This window comes from Pseudomonas sp. NPDC087615 (assembly GCF_044743445.1).
GTDB lineage: Bacteria > Pseudomonadota > Gammaproteobacteria > Pseudomonadales > Pseudomonadaceae > Aquipseudomonas > Aquipseudomonas baetica_A.
On the sequence record NZ_JBIUWM010000011.1, the window covers coordinates 34733 to 60660 of the forward strand.

General features: G+C 58.3%; 15 protein-coding genes. 8 read left to right on the top strand and 7 right to left on the bottom strand.

Features of this window, described 5'->3' with window-relative positions:
• Positions 1-10 precede the first annotated feature (10 nt).
• Positions 11-388 (top strand): histone-like nucleoid-structuring protein MvaT, encoded by a 378-nt coding sequence (mvaT, locus tag ACIOU6_RS07985; RefSeq protein ID WP_221730665.1) that lies wholly within the window; start codon positions 11-13, stop codon positions 386-388.
• A gap of 99 nt (positions 389-487) precedes the next feature.
• Here mvaT and sbcB read toward each other — a convergent pair whose 3' ends face one another.
• Positions 488-1918, bottom strand: coding sequence for an exodeoxyribonuclease I (sbcB, locus tag ACIOU6_RS07990; protein ID WP_401135210.1), 1431 nt, complete (start codon positions 1916-1918; stop codon positions 488-490).
• A 181-nt stretch (positions 1919-2099) separates the two neighbouring features.
• Between sbcB and ACIOU6_RS07995 the strand changes: the two genes are divergently transcribed.
• From ACIOU6_RS07995 to ACIOU6_RS08020, 6 genes are read left to right on the top strand one after another with little or no spacing between them, the layout of a single operon-like run.
• Entirely contained in the window at positions 2100-2825 is a 726-nt protein-coding gene (locus ACIOU6_RS07995; protein ID WP_401135213.1) for an RDD family protein, read from the top strand.
• Entirely contained in the window at positions 2822-3799 is a 978-nt protein-coding gene (locus ACIOU6_RS08000; protein WP_401135215.1) for a stage II sporulation protein M, read from the top strand. The genes ACIOU6_RS07995 and ACIOU6_RS08000 overlap by 4 nt, the downstream gene beginning before the upstream one ends.
• Positions 3786-5333, top strand: a complete 1548-nt coding sequence (locus tag ACIOU6_RS08005; protein ID WP_401135218.1) for a DUF4129 domain-containing protein — start codon at positions 3786-3788, stop codon at positions 5331-5333. Before ACIOU6_RS08000 ends, ACIOU6_RS08005 begins: the two co-directional genes overlap by 14 nt.
• The gene (locus ACIOU6_RS08010) at positions 5330-6493 is read left to right on the top strand and encodes a DUF4350 domain-containing protein (protein WP_401135220.1); all 1164 of its coding nucleotides are present in this window, start codon (positions 5330-5332) and stop codon (positions 6491-6493) included. The genes ACIOU6_RS08005 and ACIOU6_RS08010 overlap by 4 nt, the downstream gene beginning before the upstream one ends.
• Entirely contained in the window at positions 6490-7491 is a 1002-nt protein-coding gene (locus ACIOU6_RS08015) for an AAA family ATPase (RefSeq protein WP_401135222.1), read from the top strand. The genes ACIOU6_RS08010 and ACIOU6_RS08015 overlap by 4 nt, the downstream gene beginning before the upstream one ends.
• A complete protein-coding gene (locus ACIOU6_RS08020; protein ID WP_221730658.1) occupies positions 7488-8819 on the top strand; it encodes a DUF58 domain-containing protein in 1332 nt (443 codons plus the stop codon). The genes ACIOU6_RS08015 and ACIOU6_RS08020 overlap by 4 nt, the downstream gene beginning before the upstream one ends.
• 8 nt (positions 8820-8827) lie before the next feature.
• Here the strand turns inward: ACIOU6_RS08020 and ACIOU6_RS08025 are convergent, their stop codons facing one another.
• The 4 genes from ACIOU6_RS08025 to ACIOU6_RS08040 form a co-directional block, all read right to left on the bottom strand.
• Positions 8828-12853, bottom strand: coding sequence for a hypothetical protein (locus ACIOU6_RS08025; RefSeq protein ID WP_401135225.1), 4026 nt, complete (start codon positions 12851-12853; stop codon positions 8828-8830).
• Positions 12846-16949 carry a neuraminidase-like domain-containing protein gene (locus ACIOU6_RS08030; RefSeq protein WP_401135228.1) on the bottom strand — a complete coding sequence of 1368 codons (4104 nt, stop codon included), beginning with the start codon at positions 16947-16949 and terminating at the stop codon, positions 12846-12848. The genes ACIOU6_RS08025 and ACIOU6_RS08030 overlap by 8 nt, the downstream gene beginning before the upstream one ends.
• Positions 16950-17002: 53 nt before the next feature.
• The gene (locus ACIOU6_RS08035) at positions 17003-20647 is read right to left on the bottom strand and encodes a Tc toxin subunit A (protein ID WP_401135230.1); all 3645 of its coding nucleotides are present in this window, start codon (positions 20645-20647) and stop codon (positions 17003-17005) included.
• 146 nt (positions 20648-20793) lie between these two features.
• Complete coding sequence (locus tag ACIOU6_RS08040; protein WP_401135233.1) at positions 20794-23973, bottom strand: hypothetical protein; 3180 nt, start codon at positions 23971-23973, stop codon at positions 20794-20796.
• A gap of 465 nt (positions 23974-24438) precedes the next feature.
• Between ACIOU6_RS08040 and ACIOU6_RS08045 the strand changes: the two genes are divergently transcribed.
• Positions 24439-24807, top strand: coding sequence for a DUF6124 family protein (locus ACIOU6_RS08045; RefSeq protein WP_401135235.1), 369 nt, complete (start codon positions 24439-24441; stop codon positions 24805-24807).
• Between the two features lie 132 nt (positions 24808-24939).
• Here ACIOU6_RS08045 and ACIOU6_RS08050 read toward each other — a convergent pair whose 3' ends face one another.
• Entirely contained in the window at positions 24940-25299 is a 360-nt protein-coding gene (locus ACIOU6_RS08050) for a PilZ domain-containing protein (RefSeq protein ID WP_221730652.1), read from the bottom strand.
• Between the two features lie 228 nt (positions 25300-25527).
• On the bottom strand, positions 25528-25914 hold the full coding sequence (locus ACIOU6_RS08055; RefSeq protein ID WP_221730651.1) for a tol-pal system YbgF family protein: 387 nt from the start codon (positions 25912-25914) through the stop codon (positions 25528-25530).
• Between the last annotated feature and the right edge of the window lie 14 nt (positions 25915-25928).

The window sequence follows — 25928 nt, forward strand, 5'->3', positions numbered from 1 at the left end:
GGTAGTAATCATGTCCTTGATCAACGAATATCGCGCCACCGAAGAAGCTATCAAAGAGCTGCAAGCCCGTTTGAAGAACCTGTCCGAAGACGACAAACTGCAAGCCGAGCTGGAATTCGAAGGCAAGCTGCGCACCCTGATGGGCGAATACTCCAAATCCCTGCGTGACATCATCGCGCTGCTGGATCCGGATTCGAAAACCAAAGCCCCACGCGGCGGTGCAGTAAAAACTACCGGCACCAAGCGTGCTCGCAAAGTTAAACAATACAAAAACCCGCACAACGGCGAAGTCATCGAAACCAAAGGTGGCAACCACAAGACTCTGAAAGAGTGGAAAGCCAAGTGGGGCGGTGACGTGGTTGAAGGCTGGGCTACCCTGCTGGGCTAAGCCGCAACGCCCGTTGCAGAACGATCTGCGACGAAAAAGAAACGCCAGCGAGTGCTGGCGTTTTTTTATGCCCGGCATTTAGCCCCGGCATGTTCGATTTCAAAGATTCAAACGTTTGCGTAATGCCTGGACATAATTGTGCCATTCATCAAGCACGGCTCTGTGCATCGGTGTGGCATTAAGCGTCCATTGCTCTGCGCTCTCTGTAAAAGATTGCAAGGTATTCGGTGCGCCCCATTCCGGCTCGGACAAACGCTGTTGACAAAATATTCTCCAGCGCTCCTGTTCTTCAAAAGTCAACGTTTCAGGAAAGTTGCGTGCTCGATATCGAAAGAGTAATTCAGGCAAACGTTCATCATCGAAAGGCCATTGCTCTTGCGCTAATTGAGCAGGATCGGCCGCTCTCACTTGCTCACATAGACGCCGGTCGCGATCACCGATAAATCCATCGTACAACTGCTGTTCCGGATCCTCGCTGGGCGTGAAGTCTTCACCGGTATAAATCGCCGCCACTTTATCTTTCCAAACTTGTTGTGCGTCAGTTAGTCGCAGCGCTCGCATCTGATAAAGCGCCATGTCCAACCCCAACCGTTGCTGATCCTGCGCACGCAATACCGACAGTGGCGCCACCACCGGGCAACGGTTGATATGAATCAGCTTGAGCGGCACTGGCAACTCACCTTCCAGCAAATCGTCACGGCGGGTGTACAGACGCTGACGCAAGGCTTGTGCATCCAGGTCGAGCAAGCCCTGAGGATCAAGGTGCAGGTCGCAGACGATCAAGGCGTTGCGGTTTTTCGGGTGCCAGGCCAGCGGCAGCACCACACCGATATAACTGCGCGCCGCAGAGAATCGCCCGCTAATGTGCACCAAAGGCTGCAACAGACGAATCTGATCCATGACTTTTTGCTTGCTGCGTAACTGGAACAACCAGTCATACAGTTTTGGCTGTTTCTCGCGGATCAACCGCGCCAGGGCGATGGTCGCGCGCACGTCCGACAACGCTTCATGGGCATTGCCATGATCAATATTGTTGGCGGCCGTCAGACGTTCGAGCTTGAGCGTTACCCGCCCCTCTTCATCGGTCGGCCAGACCAGGCCGTCCGGGCGCAGCGCATAGGCGGCACGTACCACATCGATCAGGTCCCAGCGACTGTTGCCGCCCTGCCATTCACGGGCGTAAGGATCGAAGAAATTGCGATACAAGCTGTAGCGCGTCATCTCGTCGTCGAAGCGCAACGTGTTGTAACCCGCGCCGCAAGTGCCAGGGGCGGCCAGTTGCGCGTGCACCCGGGTCATGAAATCGGCTTCGCTCAAACCCTTTTCGGCGAGTTGGCTTGGGGTGATTCCAGTGATAACGCACGCCGCCGGGTGCGGCAGGATGTCTTCGCTGGGCTGGCAGTAGAGGTTGACCGGCTCATCGATTTCGTTGAGGTCGTGGTCGGTGCGAATCCCCGCCACCTGCAGCGGACGGTCGCAACGGGGATTGATGCCAGTGGTTTCGTAGTCGTACCAGAAGATGGAAGTCACGGGCGGTTCCTGAACTGAAGATCGGCAAAGTCTAGGCGTTCAACCGCGGTCGCGGCCAGCCTCGCGTCATTCAAGCACTTCACGCCACACGCGGTGCAATACATAGTTATGTCGTTTTCCCCCGAGAGGCTGCTAGCATCGGAGCCACTTGCACCCCGAACAGGCGAACATCAGGTAGCCCATGCTCGAACCCACAGCACCGCCAAGGAAAGCATCGCTGGCCCCGCCGCTGGATACGCGGCATCAGGTCGAAACACCGGAAGGCATCGACTTGCCCTTGCGTCCGGCCGGGTTGATGGTGCGGTCCATCGCCTTCGCGATTGATCTGGGCATCCGCGGCGTGCTCATGGGCGTGCTGTTTATCGTGCTGGCATTTCTCGGCAAGCTTGGCATGGGCCTCGGCTCGCTTTTGCTGTTCGCGATCAGTTGGTGGTACATGGTGCTGTTTGAAGTGCTGCGTCAGGGACGTTCGCCGGGCAAACAATGGATGGGGCTTCGCGTGGTGCACGATGACGGCACCCCCATCGGCTGGTCAGCCTCCCTGCTGCGCAACCTCCTGCGCTTTGTCGATCTGTTGCCATTCGGTTACTTCCTCGGCGCCATCAGTTGCCTGCAACACCCGACCTTCAAACGCCTGGGCGACATCGCTGCCGGCACACTGGTGGTTTACAGCGAACGTCCACTGACCCGCCCGCAACTGCCTGACGCCGAACCACACCGTGCGCCGATTGCACTCACCCTCAGCGAACAACGCGCCCTGCTCGGGTTCGCCGAGCGTCAGGGCGAGCTGACGCCGGCACGGGTCAACGAACTGGCAGCACTGCTGGCCCAGCCCTTACATATTTCCGCGCCCAAAGCCGTTGGTGAACTCAACAGCATCGCCCGCGGCTTATTGGGGCCAGCATGAAGCAAAGCCATTTTGAAACTCGCCACAAGGCCGAATGGGCGCATTTTACGCAGGCCCTTGAACGCCTTGAACGGGGCAAGGAAACTTCGCAAGTGGCCGGTTTCCCCAAGGCCTATCGACGTCTCTGCCAGCACTTGGCACTGGCGCAGGAGCGCGGTTACAGCAGTTTTCTGATCGACTCGCTGCAGCAACAAGTGCTGCGCGGGCATCAACAGCTTTACCGCCATCGCAGCCGACTGGGTGCCAACCTGTTGAGTTTTATCCTGGCTGACTTCCCTCGAATGGTCAGAGCCGAATGGCGCTTCGTGCTGGTCGCCGGTCTGCTGTTTTTCGGCAGCCTGATCGGCGTCGGTGTGCTGGTTTATCTGTTTCCGGATCTCATCTACAACCTGATGCCCGCCGAGCAAGTACGTGAAATGCAGGGCATGTACGATCCGGTGGCCGGGCACCTGGGGCGCACTGCCGAACGCGCGGCCAGCGAAGACTGGGTGATGTTCGGATACTACGTGATGCACAACATCGGCATTGCCTTTCAGACTTTCGCCAGCGGTTTGCTGATGGGGCTGGGCAGTGCGTTTTTTCTGTTCTACAACGGTCTGGTCATCGGTGCGGTGGCCGGGCACCTGACCGAAATCGGCTTTGGCCAGACCTTCTGGTCATTCGTGATCGCCCACGGTGCCTTCGAACTGACGGCCATTGCCCTGGCCGGCGCAGCGGGTCTGAAATTGGGCTGGGCATTGATCGCGCCGGGACAACTGACCCGCGCCGAAGCGTTGAAACGCGCCGCGCGCAAGAGCGTGTTGCTGATTGGCGGGGTCATGCTGTTCCTGCTGATCGCCGCTTTCATCGAGGCCTATTGGTCGTCGAAAACCAGCGTCGCGCCGCTGACCAAATATCTGGTCGGTGCCGGGCTCTGGGTATCGGTCGCGGCTTATCTGCTGCTCGCTGGAAGGACACCCCATGCGCCTGAGTGACGCGACCGTTGTGATTCGCCCGCGCTCGACCTGGGAAGCCATGGACCTTGGCGTGCTCATGAGTCAGCAACATCGGCGCTTGTTGATGATCAGTTGGGCGATCGTCACCCTGCCGTTGTTCGCTCTGCTCAGCGTGTTGTTCTGGGACTCACCGTCACTGGCAGTGTTTATTTTCTGGTGGCTGAAACCGGCCTACGAACGCCTGCCACTGTACATCTTGTCCAAAGCGCTGTTCGGCGAAACGCCGACGCTCAAACAGGCCTTGCACGCATGGCCGCGCCTGCTCAAACCACAATTGCTGGCCAGCCTGACCTGGCGGCGCCTGAGCTTGAGCCGCAGCTTTCTGATGCCGGTGGTGCAACTTGAAGGTCTGGATGGCAACGCACGTCAGCAGCGCTTGCAGGTGTTATTGCAACGCAACGCCGGCGCAGCGCAATGGCTGACCCTCATCGGCGTACATCTGGAAACGGCGCTGTGGATCGGCCTGATGGTGCTGTTCTACATGCTTGTGCCGCAACAGATCGAAACCGACTGGGACTGGCAGTCGTTGATGCTTGCAGCGGATCAGGACTGGCGCTGGCTGGAGCATCTGACCAATGCTTTTTATGCGTTGGTGTTGGTGGTCTGGGAACCGATTTATGTGGCCTGCGGATTCAGTCTCTATCTGAATCGGCGCACGCAGTTGGAGGCATGGGACATTGAGCTGGTGTTCCGCCGCTTGCGCCAACGCCTGAACAACAGCGTGTTGGGCGTGTTGCTGGCACTGTGTCTGGTGCTGCCAAACGTGTCCTCGGTCTGGGCGGCTGAACCCGACAGTCGCCCGGACGCACCTCGCTTGTTGAATCAGCCGCTGACCAGTCAGGCATCACGCGACAGCATCAAGGCACTGCTCGAACAACCGCCGTTCAAGAACAAGGAGTCCGTCACCCGCTACCGCTTTGGGGACGACCCGGCAACTGCGGCCAAGTCCAACGAAGCAGGCGAAGCCCCACAGTGGCTCAAAACCCTGCTCGGCTGGCTCGACGGTCAGCAATTCAATGCCCTGGCCAAAGTGATCGAAGTGCTGCTGTGGGGTGCGGTGATTGCCGCGCTCGCCTGGCTGATCTGGCGCTATCGCGAGTTTCTGCAAGCATTCGTCAGCCGCCGCCCGACACTGCCTGCACGGGCAAAGCGGTCATCGCCCCAACAAGTTTTCGGTCTGGATCTGAACCGCGACACGTTGCCCGACGATATCGCCGCCGATGCCGAACAGCTCTGGCAGACTCAGCCCCGTGCAGCGTTGAGCCTGCTCTATCGTGGCCTGCTCAGCCATTTGCTGCACGACTTCGGTCTGGCCCTGAAAGACGCCGACACCGAAAATCAGGTACTGGCGCGCATTGAACAACTCCAGCGTCCGCAACTGCTCGCCTTCAGCCGTACCCTGACCACTCACTGGCAGAACATGGCCTATGGGCATCGCGTGCCGGCTGCGCATCTGCAGCAGCAATTGTGCGATGGCTGGCGCGCCACTTTCGGCCCAGGAGCGTCTCGTTGAACCGCCGTACGCTGTGGTGGATCGGCGCGTTGCTCGTTGCGCTGCTGGGCACGTTGAGCGTTTTTCTGTACATGAAGGCCCAGCCTTATCAGAAAGATATCGATCACGGCCCCTCACCGGCCGTGCAGGCGAATCCTTATCTGGCGGCGGAGATGTTTTTGCGCGAGCGCGGTATCAACGTCACGCATTCCGAAAGCCTCGCGGTGCTGCCGGACATCGATCCTCGGGGCCACACACTGCTGTTGTTCAATGAACGTACACGGATGACGCCGCGTCAGGTCGATCAAGTGCTGAACTGGACGCGGGCCGGCGGGCGACTGGTGTTCGTCGCCGAATCGCTGTGGGATGCGCAGGCCAGACAAAGCAACGACTTGCTGCTCGACCGGGTGCAACTGCATCAGTCCCTGAGCAAGGATCTGAAGGACCCACCCGCCGATCTGGAGCAAGATCGTTATCCCCAATTGACCAAGCTCTACCTGGAAGATGAAGACGCACCGGCCTACGCCGGGTTCGATACGGACTTGCACCTCGACGACCCGAAGAATCTCGCGCAAGCCTGGGCCAACAGCGCCAAGGCTACGCACATGATGCAAATGCCCTACAGCCTTGGCTCGATCACAGTGGTCACCGATGCCGAGTTGTGGAAAACCACCGCCATTGCCGAGTACGACAACGCCTGGCTGCTCTGGTACCTGAGCGCCGATACCGACGTCACGCTGGTCTATAACACCGAGCACGAGGGTCTGCTGACGTTGCTCTGGCGCTATTTCCCACAGGCCATTGTCGCCCTGCTAGCGCTGATCGGCCTGTGGTTCTGGCATGTGTCTGTGTGCCATGGCCCGCTTCTGGCGCCCGCCCCCGGTGGCCGTCGGCAGTTGCAGGAGCACCTGCGCGCCAGTGCCGATTTCACCCTGCGCCACAACGGTCAGCAAACGCTGTTGCAAGCTCTGCAACAAGACGTGTTGCGCCGCGCCCGCCGCCGTCATCCCGGTTTCGATCAATTGAACGTTGCCGAACAATGGCTGGCGTTGTCGCGCCTGACCCGGCAACCCACCCGAGCCATCAGCCAGGCCATGAGCCCGGTGTCGAACCGGCGGATGTCCAGCGCCGACTTCTGTCGCCAGGTCGCCCACCTGCAAACCTTGAGGAACACGCTATGACTGAACAGATCGAGCCCGGCAGCGCCAGCCACGCCGCCCAGCAACGCCAGCGCGCCAGTCAATTGGCTCAAGCGGTGCGCAGCGAATTGCACAAAGTCCTGATCGGCCAGAGCGCGGTGATCGACGACGTGCTGACCGCACTGATCGCCGGCGGCCATGTGTTGCTTGAAGGCGTTCCCGGTCTGGGTAAAACCCTGCTGGTGCGTGCATTGGCGCGGTGTTTCGGCGGTGAGTTCGCGCGCATTCAGTTCACCCCGGATCTGATGCCCAGCGACGTCACCGGCCACGCTGTGTACGACCTGCACACCGAGCAGTTCAAGCTGCGCAAAGGCCCGTTGTTCACCAACCTGTTGCTGGCCGACGAAATCAACCGCGCCCCGGCGAAAACCCAGGCGGCACTGCTCGAAGCCATGCAGGAGCGTCAAGTGACCCTCGAAGGTCGCGCCTTGCCGATTGCGCAACCGTTCATGGTCCTCGCCACGCAAAACCCGATCGAACAGGAAGGCACTTACCCACTGCCCGAAGCCGAGCTTGATCGCTTCATGCTCAAGGTGCGTATGGATTATCCCGACGCCGATCAAGAGCTGAACATGGTGCGTCAGGTCAGCCGCTCGACCCGCGCCGACATGCTCGATGTGCAGCCGCTGCGCACGGTGTTGCAAGCCAAGGACGTGCAGGCCTTGCAGCGTATTGCCAGCGATTTGCCGCTGGACGATCAGGTGCTCGATTACGCCGTGCGTCTGGCACGCAGCACGCGCACCTGGCCGGGCCTGACCCTCGGCGCGGGGCCGCGCGCCTCGATTGCCCTGGTGCGTTGCGCCCGAGCGCGAGCGCTGCTGCGCGGTGGCGAGTTCGTGATACCGGATGACATTAAGGGCTGCGCCCTGGCCGTGCTGCGCCACCGCGTGCGCATTGCCCCGGAGTTGGACATCGAAGGCTTGCAAGTGGATCAAGTGCTCCAGCAATTGCTTGACCAAGTTCCGGCGCCGCGCCTGTGAAACCCTCGCGCCTGCTGCTGATCTGGCTGGCTCTGCTGCTGGTCATCGGCACACTGCTGGGCACCTTGCAGGCATTGGACCTCGACGTCCCGGCGAGTCTGCTGGCGATCAATTGGGGATTGCTGCTGGCCCTGTTGGCATTGTCGATATTCGATGCGCTGCGCCTCCAGCGCCTGCCGGCACTACGGATCAAACGCCAGATGCCCGGCAGCCTTGCACTCGGGCGCGGGAAAGACGTGCAACTCACGGTTGAACATGACTTCGCCGATTCATTGAACGTGCAGATTTTCGACCATGTCCCGGATGGCCTGAGCTTTGAAAACCTGCCGCTAAGCGTCGAGTTGCAGCCCGGTCGAAGCAGCCAGATCAACTATCGCCTGCGCCCGCTCAAACGCGGTCACTTCATCTTCGAACATTGCGAAGTGAGCCTGCCGAGTCCGCTGGGGTTGTGGTCAGGCAAACGCCTGCTGAAGGTCATTGACAACACCCGCGTCTACCCGGATTTCGCCAGGCTTTATGGCAGTGAATTGCTGGCGGTGGACAACTGGCTCAGCCAGCTCGGCGTGCGCCAACGGCAACGTCGTGGCCAAGGTCTGGAGTTCCATCAACTGCGCGAATTCCGTGAGGGCGACAGCCTGCGCCAGATCGACTGGAAAGCCACCGCACGCCAGCGTACGCCGATTGCCCGCGAGTATCAGGACGAACGCGATCAGCAGATCATATTCATGCTTGATTGCGGCCGACGCATGCGCAGCCAGGACGATGAGCTGTCGCATTTCGACCATGCGCTCAACGCCTGTCTCCTGCTCAGTTACGTGGCCCTGCGCCAGGGCGATGCGGTGGGGTTGAGCACTTTCGCTGGCGACCAATCCCGCCATCTCGCGCCGGTCAAAGGCTCCGGGCAACTGAACGTGCTGCTCAACAGCGTTTACGATCTCGACAGCAGCCAGCGACCCGCCGACTACCAGGCCGCTGCCAACCAGTTACTCGCCCGACAACAACGCCGGGCACTGGTGGTGCTGGTCACCAATCTGCGCGATGAGGACGATGACGAACTGCTGAGCGCGGTCAAACGCCTGCGCACCCGCCATCGCGTGCTGGTGGCGAGCCTGCGCGAAGAGACACTCGATAGCTTACGCAACACGCCGGTGCAAACCTTGCCCGAGGCACTGGCCTACTGCGCGACAGTGAATTATGTGAATGAACGCGCAGAACTCCATGAGCGACTGATCGCCCATGGCGTTCCGGTGATGGACGTTCGGCCCGCCGAACTGGGGGCCGAACTGGTGACGCAGTATCTCGGTTGGAAACGAAGTGCCGCGCTTTAAACTGTCGATCAACTCACGACCGTGACATAAACGGCGCCACTGTCGGAGGAGCCATCAGCGTTCTCGACCTTCACCGCCAGGGACACAACTTCCGATGTGTCCATCGGCCACCAATAGTGAAGGTATTGTCCTTTGCGGTCGGTAGTGGCATCGATGAATGGCGCGCCATTTCGGGAAACCAGAATAGCCCTGCCTGCCATTGGCTGACGGGATTCCCTGTCCACAATCTGCGCGGTCATATTGACATAGCTGTTCACCGGAACCGGATTCACCGACGCGACAACGGACTCGACAGCCGCATGATCCCATTCAAGTACAGACAACGACAGTGACTTCACGTCCCACCCGGCTAATCCGCCCTTCACTGCGGCCAATAAAGAAGCTTCGCCAGCCGCCCCCAGCACGAAGCGAACCGTCGCCTTTCCATCGCCGTCGGTGAATGGTGACGGCAACGGTTGATTGTCGTATTCCAACAGCACCTCGACATCTGCCAAAGGCTCACCCGTAATGGCCGATACCACCCAAACGTCTGCGCTGATTTCCTGCCCGGGATAACCGCCGGGATGATCGCTGAGCAACGCTTTTATCTGACGTGGCTCGCTGAGGAAAAACGGTAACGAAATCGAATCCGAATGGACCGCGCCGCCCACCGATGCAGTCAACTCCATCGCCCCTGGTGTAGTGGGCACAAAATCGATCTTCGCCACCCCGTAAAAATTGGTGGTCGAGGTCACGACACCAAGGTCCGGACTGCGCCAGGTCACAGTCACTCCGACCATCGGTTTGCCACTCACCGTCGAGATCACCGCGACCTGTTCGGTCACCGCCGCCCCCCACAGCAACGTCTGATTGATCCGCTGGCGTTCTGCGATTTTCATCACCTGCTCGCCCTGCCCCACCGACATCCCGTTTGCCGGCGACAGACTCGCCAGCCGCTCGGACGCCAGGCACAGAGCAAAGCTGCCGTCCTTCGAGTCACCCACCGAGAAGTAATAGTCCAACCCCACCTCGCTGAAATATCTCGGTTCGCCAAGCCCAGGCGAGTTGAAGCGAATACCCAACTCGGCAGGTCCGGTCCCGGTCATCCCCAGTGTCAGCAGTTGATCAAACAACGCGCTGCCCGCCTCAGCAGTCACATCGATCCTGTGTTGGCCCTTGCGACGCGGGAACAAGGTTTGCCCCCAGGGCCTTGCCGGCAGGCCGTCAAAACTGACCATCAGCCCGTCCCACGGGTCGCGTTCCAGCGCCGTTAATGTGAATGAACGGGACTCTTCGAAGCCGTCATAGGGACTTTTCACCCGGCACTCGATCGTTTTGCCCCCCTGCGTCACGGCCACAAAAGGGAAACCGCTCCAGCCATCACCCGCTGTTTTTTTCTGCTGGGGCTGTTCGTCAACGATCCAGCTCACGGGCGCCTGATCCACGGGTTCTTCTGTGAAGGCCGATACCACTTTTACCCACATCCAGGCCGGCTCCTGACCCACCACCGGATTCACCGATGATTCACGCGTGGCTATGATCCTGACTTTGTTGTGGTCCAGCTGCATAGGCTTGGCTGTCGCGACAAAACCCAACTGCGGTAGCGTCAGGGTCAGAGAAAACCGGCCAGGCTGCGCACTATCAAAAAAGTCCAGTGCCCAAAGTGCGCCGCCATCATTCAGGGTTTGTGACGTATCCAGCGCGGGCAGCACCGTCGCACCTAACTCATCTGCCGGCGTTCCCGACCATGTCAGCGAAGCTTGCAATCCCACCAGCGGGCTCAAGGCGTTGGGTAACACATTAAAGCAATGCCTGGCGCGCAGGCATGGATAAAAGGTTTGTTCGTCAACTTCGCCGCGAATCTGATCGAGCACCAGCCCCACCTCTTCGGCCAGATCGGTCGACACCAAACGTCCGGACAGCTCCCGAGGGGGTACATTTGCCAGATCAAGCCGAAGCTCCAGATCAAAGAGGCTGCTGGTACCCGCTGAAGCGTCAAGTGTCCACTGCACACCCTGCGCCACCAACTTCCTGGGCAGTTCCAAATCACCGGGAACGAGCCCGATCTGGGGATCAGCACCGCGCCAATGCAAACTGATATTTCTGTCAATCCACAGACTGCCGGGCACAGGTATGACGCTCAGTATGGGTGTCTGACCTTTTCGGCAGAGCACGCCGAGCGTATTGCGGTCGACCTCCACCTCATCGAGCAGGACCCGGACATTGTCATTCCAGGGACTGCTCTGAATCGCGACCACTTCGAACGTGCAATCGATCGGCTCAGCCTCCGGGTGCGCCTTGACGCTGGCGGTGATTTCATGCGTTTTTGCGGTTGTTGGCGTATACAGCAAGCTCGCCCAGCCGCCTGTGCCGGTTTGCGCAGGAACATCGTCTTCGGGGGTCAGCCAGGTGACCCGTGCATTGCTGACAGGCTCGCCGTCACCACTTTCGGTGGCATGCACGACCTGCACCCGCAACAACACGCTTTCTTGCTCATCCACCACCGGACTCTTGTTGGCCTCGCGTACATCGGCGATCTTCACCCGATTGCGCGCCAGCGACATGCGTCTTTTCGGCGACGAATCCAACAACCTAGAGCTGACCAACGACAAGTCAAACTGACCATCGAGACGATCTGCGCTGGTCAGCGTCCAGATCAAATCGTCTTTATCGACGAGCACCGGCTCCCCGAGCGCCGGGCTGACTTCCACCCCGAGTTGGTTCTGAGAATCACCGCTCCAGTGCAGCGACAACATAGAACCACGCAAAGGCGTGTTATCAGGCAATCGGATCTGGACCTTATGCGAAGAGCCCCGGTTGGGATAGTCGGTCCCCACCCAAGGCCTCTCACTCTCGTCGACCACCGCCACCAGTTGACGCCACGGATCGGTCGCCAAAACCTTGATATTGAACGTTTCCGTCAACTTGGCATTGATGTAATAGGGGCTGTCGACCGACGCTTCGACTACAACATCCCCCGCCGTGTCGGTCTCAAACTCGAACCAGGCCCAGCCGTGTTCATCACTGACCTTGGCGCTTTTCACGCCCTGCCCTGACACCGACCAGTCAATCGTGCGCCCATCGAGGGGCTGACCGGTATAAAAAGACGCGACCTGAACCCCAAGGCGGACGCTTTGGCCCAGTACCGGGTAATAGTCAGCGCCACGAGTCTCGCGAAATACCAAGCGATGATGCCCCAGCGAGACAGCAAAGGCGCAAGGCTCGGCGTTGTAGCGGTTGATCAGATTCAGCGTGAACGCATACCGATCCTCATCCCCGACAATCGGGCAGTCGAGCAACCATGGGAGGGTCAGCAACTGCTCGGCATCCTCTGCCGGTGTAACGATGATCGCTCCCTGTGGATTATCGGCTACCGACAAAGACGCCTCGGTGTCCAGCCACGGGCTGTCCGGTACGGGTGTGAACCTCAATCGGTGAGATTGCAGGCCTGTTGCGCCCAGGCACAGGTACAACTGGTTTTGCGTGTTCGGCGCCCAAATCATTCCGTCCAGATCAAGTTCCTGCAGGCTCAACGGCTCCAGCCGCAATTGCAGGTCGAGGCGGGTGACCTGTATTTTCGAGTCGTCGTCATTCGGGACGTTCTTCGGACTGCGTATCTCGATGCGCAGCGTATCGCCGGCAGCGAATAACGAATCCAGCGTCAGCGTGCCTTCCTCCGGAGCAAACTTCAGTGACTGCCCGGCCGTCAGTGGCGACCGTTCATGTTGCCTATCTTGCGGGGGCGTTGGCTTGAGCTCGAATTCGTGTAACACCGTTTGAGCCTTGAAGATGCGCAGCCAGCCCGATTCGGTGTGGTGCGTCTGCCACAGGAAACTCAGTGAGTACTGCACCTGGAGCCCAGGCGTGCTGGGTATCTGAAATGACTGACTGACCCAACTTTCATGAGAGAGGGCCAGGACCGGGATTGGCTCGTCGTCATAAAATTCCAGGTCAACGCCGATTGCGGTACCGGTTGTTTTCCAGCCAACCGTTCCTTTTTTGAAGTCACCATTGAGTACAAGATTCTGGTTCGCTTGAACGGTAGGTTCACGCATGACTGTCCGCTCCCTGGGTCTTGGCATTTTCTCTGGCTTCTTCAGCCTCGGTGACCAAATCTTCGACTTTACGGGCAAAGGTCGGCTCGCCGGCTTTGGCCGTATAGCGGATACGGACGATGACGTCGTTCAAAGACTGGAGCATGCTCACTTGCGGCTCTTTTCCGGCTCGCGGAAAACTCAGTTGCCAGCAAGAAACACACCCGGTTTTTTCGTAGGAATGGAGCAAGCCTTCATCGGGCTTCATCGTTGTCACGCCGTTGTCGGCGATGCCGACCGACAGGGCGATCTGCTGAGCGCTGCGTAAATTGAACAACACATCCAGTGGTGCCTGACCTTCTGGCTTGTACAGATACTGCACCGACTGCGTTGTGGGCCGGATAGCCGTCATGCTACCGATCTGCAGCAAGGTGGCCCGTACATCTTCAAAAGGCCCGGTCAGAATCGGCAGGTCTATTTCCACCGAACTGATCTGCCGGCAGTAATGTCCCGGGTAATCACGGTCAAACAGCAACTGGCTCAGCTGGAATTCCAGTACGCCGGTAGTCCGTAACTGCTGCAGCGCTGCCGCCCAGCCGTCGAAGTCTGCCTGTGGGTCTACCTTGTCCTCAAACAACTTGCGCAGAGAAACGGTTTTCACCAACTCCAGCCGTCGCTCGTACCGTTGCACATACTCGCGTTCCAGAGACAGTAAAAACCAGCGCAAATGCTCGCCCGCCGCCATCCCGTGAAACTGATCCAGCCACATCCTGGGCAGAGGCCTCTGTGCGTCATAATCGCCGGTTTCGGCGTTCATCGATGCCTGGGCGCTGAGGCACAGGCTGATCACGGCGTCGTAGGCCTGATAATACAAGGCCTTCATTTGACCCAGCATCCAGCCGAACAGCTCGGCATTGGTCGCACGTTTTTTCAGGAAGTTGTAAACCGCCAACGCCTGATCGTTGGCCCGCAGGGTTTGCGCCAGGCTGGTTCTGGCTGCCGCGACAGCGTGCTGCTGCGCCTCGATTTGCGCATCGATGGCTTCAACTTCCGCCAACGCCTGGTCACGTTGCAGCCCCCACTCGTTGCGACGACGGCGGTAGCCTTCGGTGGTGGCCTGGGTGTCGGCATCGATCTGCAACAGCGACGACGCGACCTCCAGACCGAAACTCACCGCTTCAATTGCATTCTCGGGTTTCATGCCGCCGTTGGACATGCCAATGATTTTCGGCAACGCCGCAGTGACGCCGGCGGTCACCTTGAGGACTTTTGCCTGTAACGCAGACACTTTCGACAATTTCAGGCTCGCCATGACCTGATACTCAACGGCCGAGACGTTGTCGTCATAGCGCTGTGCGTAGGCTTGCGCCCGCTGCTGCGCCACGGCCCGACTCTGCGCTAGTGCCGTCACGTTCGCTTCCAGTTGCGCGATAGACTGCTCCTGTACGGTCTGGGCGTAGCTGCCCAATTCCACCAGATGAGATTGCTGCAGTTCTTCCTGCAAGGCTCGATCACGGCGTTCGAGCAGATTAAGCACCTGGCTACCCCAATCCTGCAGTGCTTGCACCGCGCGTAATGCGACTTCGTACGTCACTCGCCAGCGGAACGCGTTGACCACCGGTCGCCCGCCCATCGGACGTGGCCCACCGACGCCACCGGCCGCCAGATCGGCCAGTAACTGGGACGGGTCTGTCGGCGGGCTGAACAACGGAATATCCAGCGGTTTGCCGTCAATGGTCATATTGTTGCGCAAGGTATAGAGGCGTTGCTCAGGCGCTGCGTACAAGTCAAGCAAAGGCTGGTTGAGCGGTGCTTTGAAAGGCTCGCAGGCCAACAGGCCGAGCATGGGTGCGGCATCGGAACCCGCGGGGACATCCGCCAGGCTGAAGTCCAGTGTCTGTTCAAACTGCTCAAGCGCCGAACGCGTGCAACTCATGGCCAACAGATTTTCCACAGAATCGGTTTGCCAGCGAGTCACCGCACGGGCCAGGGGCGCGTTGCCCATCAGAGATCCCGCCTGCACATAACACAGCTTGGCCGCCACCAGGCTATCGCGGGTCAGTTGACGGTAATACCAGTCGCCCCACGCCATCAGATTCTTCACGTAATCGCAAAACATCAGGATTTTGAAGTGTTTGGGGGCCGAGTAGCCGATGGCATCGGGGTCGATAGGAGCCAGCGATTCACAACCGGCATTACCCGCCTCATTGGCCAACGGCCGGCAGCGCCAGTACGCCACTTTGGGCGCCGTCTTCGCAGAGCTCTCACTGGCCTGTGGATTGAACACGTATTGCAACCAGGATTGCGCATCGGCAAAGCGTTCTTCATCACGCAGACGCGTGGCCACCAGATGCGGCAGATGGAAAAACAGCTCCCAGAAAAACAGGCCGTTGGCGCCGTCAAATGCGCCATTGAACTCCTCAAACACTTGACCTGTGGGCGGCGGCTCGGCGAGAAACTGGGTATCCCAGTCCAGTACGGCATCAACGGAGATATTCGAGCGCTGCACCAGTTCCGGGCCGAACAGCGAGTTCAAGCGAGTGCATTTGAGGTACGGATCAGGCAGGTTGAATGAAAGAAACTGCGCTGCATCGCCCGCGTTTTTCAACAGCACTGGCGCTTCGAAAGACGCCAGATCGACAATCGTGAGCTGGAATTCACGGCTGCCATACTCAGGCAGGTCAGTCCCGAAAGTGAATCGGGTGGGTTGGGGCCATGACCCCTTGCTACGTATGAACCTCATCGAGCCGGTTTTCCAGCCGCCAGCCTGTGAATAGGGGCTTACTAAAGGTGGGGCATCACCTCCGGTCGGGTTCACCAATGTCAATTTGAAGACAGGGTCAACGCCTTCAGGCAACCCGGTCGGTCTGCAATAACCGTTCACCGTCAGTACATCGTTATCGTTCTCACGCAAGGCCACGGCGTTCAGTTCCAGGTAACTCGAGATAGACCCGTGTGGCTTGGCCTCGGAGGTCATCGACACTTGGCTGCCCAGTGAGTGCTGCACCGTTTCGGGCGTCGTGAACCGGCCCTGCGCATCCTCCAGCCACTCACCGGCGTCATTGTGGTCGAGACGCATCAAAACATCGTAAATCATGGGCACCTTGAGAGGCTCCGCAACCCGTGATGTCTTCACCGTCGAGGTATCAGTTTCCGGGGTTTTTCCCCCTGAGATGAAAACCCCCAACTTGCCCTTGGGATCAAGGGTATCGGTGCGCACGACGGCGATCAGTCGGAACGCCTCTGCATGGCTCTCATCGACCTCGGCACTGTACAAACTCAGCGGCGCTGACCACTGACCGTTCTGCGTCATAAAGGCCAGGTTGACGTCCAGCTTATGAGGCAGGGACTGATCGGTCGACCCCTTCACCTCGTCGCGCCACTCCGCCCAGACCAGGCACAACCGGCCATTCCAGAACACCGGGCGCATCTCGATCACCCGGTTGGCCGGCTGAATTTCCACGGCCTGCCATTCACTCCAGGCCGCCGGATTGACCGCAACGCAGGTGGGCGTGAGTTCAATCTCGGCCTTGCGCCAGAAATACTGGAACGGTGGCATTCGCTGACGCCCGACAAAGTAGTAATCGGCGCGGTACGGCCTGTCGCCGTGCATGTAGCAACTGATGACATCCAGATCACAGGTCTGCTCGAACGCTTGCAGGTAGTTGCGCATGGCCACCTGAACCGAGTCGGTGGTCAGGCGCGCCTGGTTGAGGTCGTTTTCCAGGTTTTTGAACAGGCTGCTTTTGCGTTGACGAACGAACGGACTGATGTAGTTTTCCGGGTAAAGCGCAATCAGTTGAACAGCCGCCCAGTCGGGATAGTTGCTGTAAAGCGACCATTGAGCGAGATCCTGAGGGGCAAACTCGTACCCCGCAAACCCGGGTTCCTGACCGCTGAACACGGCATGCATGATCTGCTGCACACAACTGGTCTTTTCAGCCACCCAAGAACTTTGCACCGCGTAGGTGTCAAGCGGATCCAGGCGTAACAGCTCAAGCAGATCGGCCGACGTCTCGACGATAGAGTAATCCGCTCTGGTGGCATGTCCGATGCAATACTCGAGCAGTGCCGAGCGACGTTGTTCCAGCAGACTGGCAATGTTGCTCAGTGCCATGATCCTTGCTCCTTGAGTGAGAATTGCGGGCTAAACGCTGAGGCGGCGATGTATCACTGCGCGGGGCCACCCCCTTCAAACTCGATCGGCCCGAAGATGGCCACCTTTGCGCTTTTTTGGCAGATGACACTGAACGTATAGGTTCCACCGCTGAGGCTGGAGACAAAAACCCGTGTGAGCCCCTCCTGATTGGTTCTCATGTGCGAAGGGCGAACCTGCGCTTTTGATTGCCGGTGTTGCGTGCTCCAGCCCCAATCCACTATCTCGTCCTTCCCAAGGTTCTTGTAGGTGTCTTGAAGTGTTGCGTAGAGCTCGACTTCCTGGCCTTTGGGCACAACACCCGATGGCACCGGCGACCTCAGCCGCAGCACAAATCCCAGGCTATCTCTATCGGAAATAAGATTGATGGGCCAGGCATTCTCAGGCTCGAACAGATCCAGCCAATACACGGGGATGTCTGTTCCCATCGTCGTGCCGGGGGTATAGGTGAACTTGGCGGCGCCATCTGTGTTTGTGTCGGCGCTCGCCTCGACAGTGCCAAGGCTTGCGCGGAAATTGACCCTGACACCGCTCAATGGCGTCCCGTCGGCGTCCTTGACCCATACCGTGTAGGTGGCGGTTTGCTCAGATCCGGCGACGATTTCGGTAGGCACGACAGAAGACTCAGTGCTCACCAGTTGTTTCACAGCTCCCGACACCTGGACAGGCGATGGACGTGAGCCCGACTCGCTCAGCAAGGCCAGTTCGGCGGCCTCGGCGTAGATGTTTCTGTTTTCGTTATCCACGTCTTCCGGCAAGTTACCGATCTGGAAAATCGTCAGCGCATCCATCCCCGTTTTTGCGGACAGTTCACGCACACGCATCAACAGATCCAGTTGGGTCAGGTTTTTCAGGATTGGCATTTGGGGCGCCACGCGATGAACACACTCAAGCACCTCCTGCACGCTCAAGCCGCAGATACCGGCCAGTCGGATAGCCGAGACCTGTTGCGCCAAGCGCTTGGCATCTGCGCCCAGAATCGGTGGAAGCTCGTTGACATCACGCAGGTAATCGAGCAACTCCTGCTCCGGTTGCAAGCGCAACTCAATAACCCGGGTCAGCGTCATCAAGCCATAAAGGGTGGACACCGAGAACGCATGCTTGTCGGACTGATCCAGCCAAGCCTGATGGCCGTAATCCAGAAACTCCTGCAACGTGGCGGCGCTGATCCTCAATGCAGCCGCTACGTCGCCAAGTCGCCGTATTTCGGCCAACCGAAGGGCCCCAGCATTCGTATTGACTGGACGCTGGCGCAGCGATTGCTCGTCCGGATCAACAAGGTCGCTGACTTGCCGCAGCAAGTCGTAAACCGTTGAGTTGGCCCAGTTCAATACCGGTATCGCCAGATCGACCCCGACCCCTGCATAGACCGCGAGTGTTTCTTTCACCAGCGACACCTGAGCATCCCGGGCATCCACAAGCAATGTGAGCAAGGTGTCGACAATGTGTGTGTGTACGTCCGTTTCCAGATCCCCAAGGGCGTTCCTGACCGCCCAATCGATCCGTACGCGGGCATCGATCAGATACTGTTGCGGCGTACCGACGGCTGCCAGTACCAGCCCGTCTCTATCAATAACAGTCGGCCCCTCAACGCCCTCCGTCGCCAAAAAGTCGAGCCAACTGGCCGCTCCGGCGGGAGGTACCCCCGCCATCAGCACCGTCGCATTGGTAAGCTGAGCCGTCGGCAGCAAACCGCGTATCTGATCGAACAACTGCCGATCCTGTTCGGAGACCTCGGAGGCGGGTTGCGGCACGGCCAGATGCTGCATCACCCACGTCACCTCCAGCTTGTTTTCGTTACACCACTGCACAAACGCCTGCATGGCCCCGATAATTTTCAGCACGTCCACCGCACCGTCGGTGCTGTTGCAAATCCGTGGCTCGCCCGCCAGACCATTGAGCCATTCGTCTGCGCCCAGCAGACTCAGCATCAGCACACCTTCGACTGGTTTGATCCCCAGCATCCGGGGCAATCTCGTCAGTCGATAAAAACTGGACAGGATGGGCAGGCTGGGCGAGAGCACGTTGTTTTCAATTCCGTGTGCCCTGGCTACCGTCATTGCCAGATATTGGTAGGTTTGCAGATCAATACCCAAGCCCTCGCACAACCGATTGATCGTCAGATCGATTTGCCCCGGCTCCGGCGTCACGGGAAACACCCCGTCATTCAGCTTCAAAGGCTCGGCGTAGCCTTCTCGGCTGTTGAACAACTGATCGAATTGCGAGAGTGCCTCCCCCCGCCCGTAAATCGACAGATGATCGACAAACGCCGCGAACTCCGCAGCGGTGCAGTTGTAACGCTCGCGCAATGTCTGAAACAGGCCAAGGGCATGCACAACGTTGGGTGTTATCCACCAGTCGTTTTCTGCACCGCCGCGCACGTCAGCGCTCATCGCAGCGGCCAGCACGGCATCCACCTGGTCACTGGGCAGTTCCAGCCAGTTGCACAGGCGAATCATGCGATTCATCCGGTCGAATGCGGCAAAATCCGCGATAGGCGCCACTGACAGGCGATGCATAACGGAAACGTTTGAACTGCCACGGAGGATGTCAATTGGCGTGCTGGAGTGGGCATTGATGTAAACCGAGCCGCAGAGACCGCTTTCCGGTTTTTCAGGTACTGGGTAGGGGGGGTGCTCATTCCTCGTACGCACCGGTGCAAAATCCCTGATCGATAACAAGCGCTCGATTCCCTGTGTATCGAGCTTTGTATGTTTTGCAAAAAACTCGATCCGGCCCAGGTCGGCCACTTTAGTTTCGGTTGTACCAAAGTTATCCAGATAGAACTGGTTCAGACGTTCCCTATCGGAATCCGGCCCTGGCTCGGTCAGCAACTTGCGCTGATAGGGCCCCAACCGCGATGCATGCGCCAGCGCCCGCTCGAAATCTGGCGCCTGCAATTGCGCCCGCAAGAAGTAGGGATAGGCCAGATCGACCGTCTGGGCAAAATCGCCGACCGACAGTTTTTTGAGACCCGCAATGCCGTCAAGCGTGACCCAATGCTGATAGTAAGGAAGACCATTGGGATAACGCGCCTCGATCAAAGCATCCTCGATCGTCCCCGGCTGGCCCACTGGCCGGTGCTCATTGATAAACGTCTCCAGCACCCGAACAATGATTTCCACCGAGGACACTGACTGATACACCGCATTGAAGTCGATCATCTGCGGCATCAAGTCTGGACGGCGCTTGTCGATCGCATAGCTCAACTCGCGCCGATCAGGCTCGATGCTGAAGACGAGCCAGCGCAGCAGGTCCATCAGATAAGCCACCGGTGATGCCAGAGACTCCAGCGCATCGGGCGGACACATGGCGTTGAAATTAGGTTTGAAAAGCACTTCAAACGTCGGTCCGTCGACCAGTGATGCGAAGCCGCTCTGATCATCGACGTTGCCACCGCCAAGCGTGCACTCGATGTACTGGCGACGCAGGAAAGTCGCCATGCTGTTGGCACGGTACAAAAACCGTTTAGCGTCCTGCGGACTCACCTGCTCGTCCCTGACCATGCCCTGCACGCCCTTTGCGACCAGCGATAAAATCGAACCGCCTTGTTCAAGGTAATCCCTGAGCTTTTTCAAACCTGCGTTCTGAACGTTTTGCTCTTCTGAGGGGAACAACTGATCAAACAGTTGCAAGCCAGGGCGGCGAGGATCAGCCATGATCAAATTCCTTGGGTCGATAACCGGCCAGAACGGCCAGGCGTTTCGCCCGGCAGTCATTTCATTCATCAGGATTTGGCGCCGAATGACGATTACCGTCTACTGTCAGATCTGACAGGTTTAATGACCGTTCGTCGGCTCTGGATTCAAGTCTTCTTCAAGGGGGCGGACTGCACGTCAAAACGCGCACTGTCGACCCAAGCGGAAAACGTTGTCTTGCCGGTTTCGTCATTGAACGTCTGCCGGAACCGACACCACTGGCCGCCCGTTCGCGCCACCGTGTATTCGCCGCGCCATCCCTCTTCGGAAACGGACAGCAGCGGCGACCACTTCACATCCGGATTGAACCAGCTCACGACTTGTCCGCTGCCCTCTCGACCTTGACCGGCAAAGGACACCGGATCGCTGACCCACCCCCCCGCTGTCGGTTCATCGATACTGGGCCGATAGGTGCCCAGTACGATTGATCGCCGGGCGACGGCCGACTCAAAACCGTCACACGTGGCCACAGCGCCCAGAACGTAATTGCCATCAGGCTGATCAAGTTCCAGCGTCACCGACCAGGTGCGATCCTCAAGCACAGCGCTGCTTACCCCGATCTCTCGCGGTCCGCTACCCAGCGTCACGCCGACGGTATCGCCCGGCACACCAAACCCCGACACCACCACCCGCTGCCCGACCGATTCACCTGCGACCGGGGTCTCGACAAAAGGCGCCGCCGGGACCACGGCGTAGGTCAAAAGCGGCGTGAAGTCGGACTCGTAAGGCTTGCCGTCGTTAACGAACGTCTGTCGCGCCCGAAGGGTGTGGAGGCCCACTGGCAACGTCACCTCACGCGCCCAAACACCGTCCGCGCCCACCAAAATATCGCGCTGCCAGGGTTCGTTCTCGCCCACGCGCCAGACCTCGACCTGCCCGGACGGCATACCACGTCCTTCCAGCTTCGCGGTGCGCGTCAACCTGCCGTCGGGCGCCGGGGTGGTGATTTGTGGTGGCAGCAGCACCACTTCAAACCGACAGTATTCACTGCGTTCGGACTCATGTTCATTGCGCTTTTGCACCGCGTAGATCGTGAACGGACCAAATTTCAGGTCAGTGAGTTCTATCGCCCACTCACCGTCCTCCTCCAACACTTTTGGCTCGCCCAACTCCCAGCCGTATTGCGCATCCCACAACTGCAGCGTGGCGCCCCTCATTCCACAGGTTCCTTCGATGGTCACGTCGCGGCCGACCTGGGTATCACTCTGGGGAAAGGTGATGATCGGTTGGCGCATGGCCTCGGAAACCCTAAAGCTTTTGACCTCAGACACAGATTTTTGCCAGGCAGCAATCTGGTAAACGGCGACGGTATGCTCAACATCTGGAGCAAACGGGGTGGGTCGCTGGTATGTCCAAGTGTCATTGGACGTGACCGCGTTTTCCGTTAAGCCATTGTCGTTGAATATCAAATTGACCTGGGCTCCCGGCCAGCATGTACCACTGAACTTCGGCGAAAGACCGTCTTCGATGGGCTCGTTTACCCCCGGTGCCAGGGGTGGAATATTGACCAGCAACTCGATCCAGTCCGGTGACTGATGCTCATCCTTGAACTGCTTTAAATAGACTTTGCGCTCGAACGTCGGCCCCCATTCCTCAAGCGCCGCGCTCGACCATTTGCCATTTTGCACTTGCACGGCGGGAGCAATGGGCGTGTTGAGGTCTGACTCAACCAGCCTGACCGTCGCACCGCTGAAGCCTTTACCACTGAAGCTCGGTCGGTATTGCGGGGTGAATGTGATGTCTTCGACATTCGTCAACGATCTTGTGACCACGAAACCATACGGATGTGATTCGATCCAGCCACTGTCACCATCGGGAACTTTCTGAATGACCTCGACTGTGCTGGTGCCAAAGGGCCAGTCCGTCGCAGCCGTTTGCCACTTACCGTCCTGGTTAACCTTGGTATTGGGGGGAGCAGTCCCTGGGCCACTCTTGACGGTGAACTGGATCTGGGTCTCAAGCCTCCCATCGAAATGGCCGCTGCCGAAGAAAGTCGCCGATGTATCAGTGGGGAAATTGATGTCAACACTTTCCAATACCGGGGGGCGGATTTTAAAGGCACGGGGGTTACCACGACCCGATCGCATGTTGCCTACCGACTGTTCAACAACAAGGCCGATATTGCCGGGCGACAGTCCGGTGACCGACACACTCCAATCACCATTTTCCGCAGACACCCTGCTCGTGCCATACACCCGCGTATTCTGATCCTCAAAGACCTCGATCAGGGCGCCGAGCAATCCGTTGCGGCCCTCTAACAAAAAAGATGAGTCCTGTAAGGTAGAAGGTTGCGGTTCAAGAATCTCGGGCATGCCATTGACAAAAAACGTGACGGCCTTTGAGTAGCCGTGACCAATGTTAGCGTGGTGATACTGCACCTCAACGGTTAACTCACCAAATCCGACACGATCCTTTAGCGCAGACAGCTGCCACACTTCTGGAGCTTCAACTGAAGTTTCACTCAATAAAGCATAGTGATTATCCTGCCGTACGACTTTAAGTGTTAATCCGGGGTGCCCCTTCCCAATAAAACTTAAATCAGAAATACGCACGATTTGCCCAGCGACCGGCATACTCAGCCTCGGCATGTATAAAAAAAGCATCTCTTTGGTTGAAGACAGGCGATGGTACGTATGCTCCTTGTATCGTGCGGTTTGATACATCCCTACTGCTACTCTTCTGGGGGGATAATATGTAAAAAGCGGCGCTTCCCATCTAGTTCCACAAGGAAATTCAGGGCCAATCTGCGTGCGGTTATTCGCCCCAAGCACATGCACCGCATGGGCGGTCGTTCCGGTACCACCATAACCTTGAATTTTGAAATCGTCTGAAATCTCGTCAAAACTCAAAGGGTCACTAATGTAGTAATCGAGAAACTTATAATCCGAAAAAATTTCACCACGCCGCCATTGAATACGCAGTGACTTTGCACCATCACGCGTATAACTGAAGTTAAGCGAATTTACCGTTCCCGCAGAAAACCACTCCCCGGAAATCTGACTTTTAATTTCGCCATCTTCCATGTAATCCACCCACACTTGGTGAACCCCAGCCCAAGGAATTCGGAACGTAAAACTGAAAGCCCTCCCTTGAATAGAAAAGTTGGATGGCGACAACAACTGTATGGGAGGGGGTTTATCGTTTAAACCATCATTCACTTCCAGCGACACCTCGCCAGAAACAACCGCATCGCCAGCAACGTTCAGGTTACCCACTTGAGTTATGGGCTCTTTTTCTTGTTGCCCGAAAATGCCTGGATCGGTTTGGTCCTTGTCGTCGGAAGTCATCTCTCAAGCTCCAGTTGTTGGCGTCGCCAGCGACGATGCGTTTTCTCACGCTAAGTCGAACGGCCTGACACTGACACCTGTAAAATCTGACAGTCCCGACGGGCGGTAATATTTCCCACGCAGTAATCTGGCGACATCCTTCAGATGCCCGCACACGGCTACGTTGCCTTGCGCCATTGCCTACACATCCCTCAGAATCCGCCGGCTTGTGCACTTTGTTGATGCCCCGTAACTTGGTCCGTGCCGCTGCCAATCAGTGGTCGGGTTTAGTCGCCCGGGTTATGTGCATTGCGTATAAGCGTCATCCCGTCGGGTATTTCCTATTCCCGCACTCGATGGTGGCTGTTCGCAGGGCGCCCTAGGGCGCGCCGGTTCGTGCACTCCCGGTCGACTAACCTGCTTACAGCCGCCACCCTTTCGTTTAGTCGCGAACAGGTGGTGGCACCAACTACGAGTGTGCAAAAAATGTTTAAAGAAACACCCAATCCCCCCGAAACCGACTCGGTTTCCCCCTACACATCCGCCCAATCAAAAAAACTCCACGAGGCCGCCGAAAAAGCCCTCGACCATTACCTCAAACCGAAACCTGACCCGCGCAATTCCGTGGATCGCGGCATGCAGATGTTCATGGTCGCCCCCGACATCAACCCCGAAGCCGTGGCCATCCAGACTTACGAAACGTTTTCGTCGGTCAGCATTCTGCTGCTGGATCTGGCGGACAGCCTCGAAGACAAGCCGCGGCATCTGGCGATGGCGATCTATCAATTGAGTGAGATGGGTTTGTTACTGGCGCAGAAGACGCTGGATAACGAACGGGCGATTGCCATTACCTGATCTTGGCGATGGGTTGTAGGTGCTGATGCTTTCGCGAGCAAGCCCGCCCCCACATTCGACCGCCTTTCAATTGAAGGAATACAGGCCAATGTGGCAGCGGGCTTGCCCGCGAAGCTTTCTAAAGATTTGGGGTCAGGCAGAAGCCGGCAACGGCTGAAAGCTGAAGTATTGCTTCAGCGCCTGCACCAGCTCCCCATATTCCGGCGGCGGTCGCTGCACAACGAACCCGGCGTCATATTGCAGCGGGGTCGCGTCTTCGTGACACCACAAGCAGCATGCCGTCAGGTCGATCACTTGCAGGCAGCCGTCACTGGCGGGAATCTTCAGACGCAGATTGAAATCCACCCCCGTCATCATCGGCAAATGGCTGATCAGCATCAGCCCGTCCTCAGACACATTGCCCAGGAAGCCGATGGGTTTGTCGGTGACGCGGTTGAACACTTTGAGGAAATACGGCAGTTGATGCCGTTCTATCCGGCGGTCGGTAAACATATGCGGTTCGCCATGCAGGGCTCTATCACAGAGCCGCGCCTTTGCTTCGGAACGCGCCCGTATCGCAGACGCGCTCTCCCCGCTTCCGGAGTGATGGTCACCCAATCGCCATCACCTTACATCTGCCAGTCGCAGGTGTTGCCCAAGTTAGAGACTCGACTCTAAACCCGGTTCACTGGACTATAGCTCAGGCTGTACAGCCGGCCAGATTTTGTCTGACAACTTCCATTAAAAGCGGGTTGGCCGCACGACGGGTGTGGCGACCGGGATCGGGTAATGGCCCAGACTCTGCAAGGTCTCCAGGCGCGCGCGTGCGCGGTAGGCGTATTCGCTGCTCGGGTAGGAGGCGATGATGAACTGGTAGGTCTGCGCCGCATCGACAAACATTTTCTGCCGTTCAAGGCACTGGCCACGCATCATTGTCACTTCCGGCCACACATAGGGGCGGGCACGGCTGGCGCGCTCGACCTTGGACAGTTCGAGCATCACCTGCTCGCAATTGCCGCGATCATAGGCGCTGTAGGCGTTGTTCAAATGATGGTTCATCGACCAACGGGTGCAGCCCGTCACGGCGAGGACGCTGAGGGCAAGGGCGGCAATGGGCAACAATCGCATGAGGGTTCTCCTGT

What these genes read in the sequence shown, in the direction of transcription:
- mvaT (WP_221730665.1), top strand. Translation starts at nt 11, where the DNA reads ATGTCCTTGATCAACGAATATCGCGCCACCGAAGAAGCTATCAAAGAG.
- ACIOU6_RS07995 (WP_401135213.1), top strand. Translation starts at nt 2,100, where the DNA reads ATGCTCGAACCCACAGCACCGCCAAGGAAAGCATCGCTGGCCCCGCCG.
- ACIOU6_RS08000 (WP_401135215.1), top strand. Translation starts at nt 2,822, where the DNA reads ATGAAGCAAAGCCATTTTGAAACTCGCCACAAGGCCGAATGGGCGCAT.
- ACIOU6_RS08005 (WP_401135218.1), top strand. Translation starts at nt 3,786, where the DNA reads ATGCGCCTGAGTGACGCGACCGTTGTGATTCGCCCGCGCTCGACCTGG.
- ACIOU6_RS08015 (WP_401135222.1), top strand. Translation starts at nt 6,490, where the DNA reads ATGACTGAACAGATCGAGCCCGGCAGCGCCAGCCACGCCGCCCAGCAA.
- ACIOU6_RS08025 (WP_401135225.1), bottom strand. Translation starts at nt 12,853, where the DNA reads ATGCGTGAACCTACCGTTCAAGCGAACCAGAATCTTGTACTCAATGGT.
- ACIOU6_RS08030 (WP_401135228.1), bottom strand. Translation starts at nt 16,949, where the DNA reads ATGGCACTGAGCAACATTGCCAGTCTGCTGGAACAACGTCGCTCGGCA.
- ACIOU6_RS08035 (WP_401135230.1), bottom strand. Translation starts at nt 20,647, where the DNA reads ATGGCTGATCCTCGCCGCCCTGGCTTGCAACTGTTTGATCAGTTGTTC.
- ACIOU6_RS08040 (WP_401135233.1), bottom strand. Translation starts at nt 23,973, where the DNA reads ATGACTTCCGACGACAAGGACCAAACCGATCCAGGCATTTTCGGGCAA.
- ACIOU6_RS08045 (WP_401135235.1), top strand. Translation starts at nt 24,439, where the DNA reads ATGTTTAAAGAAACACCCAATCCCCCCGAAACCGACTCGGTTTCCCCC.
- ACIOU6_RS08050 (WP_221730652.1), bottom strand. Translation starts at nt 25,299, where the DNA reads ATGTTTACCGACCGCCGGATAGAACGGCATCAACTGCCGTATTTCCTC.
- ACIOU6_RS08055 (WP_221730651.1), bottom strand. Translation starts at nt 25,914, where the DNA reads ATGCGATTGTTGCCCATTGCCGCCCTTGCCCTCAGCGTCCTCGCCGTG.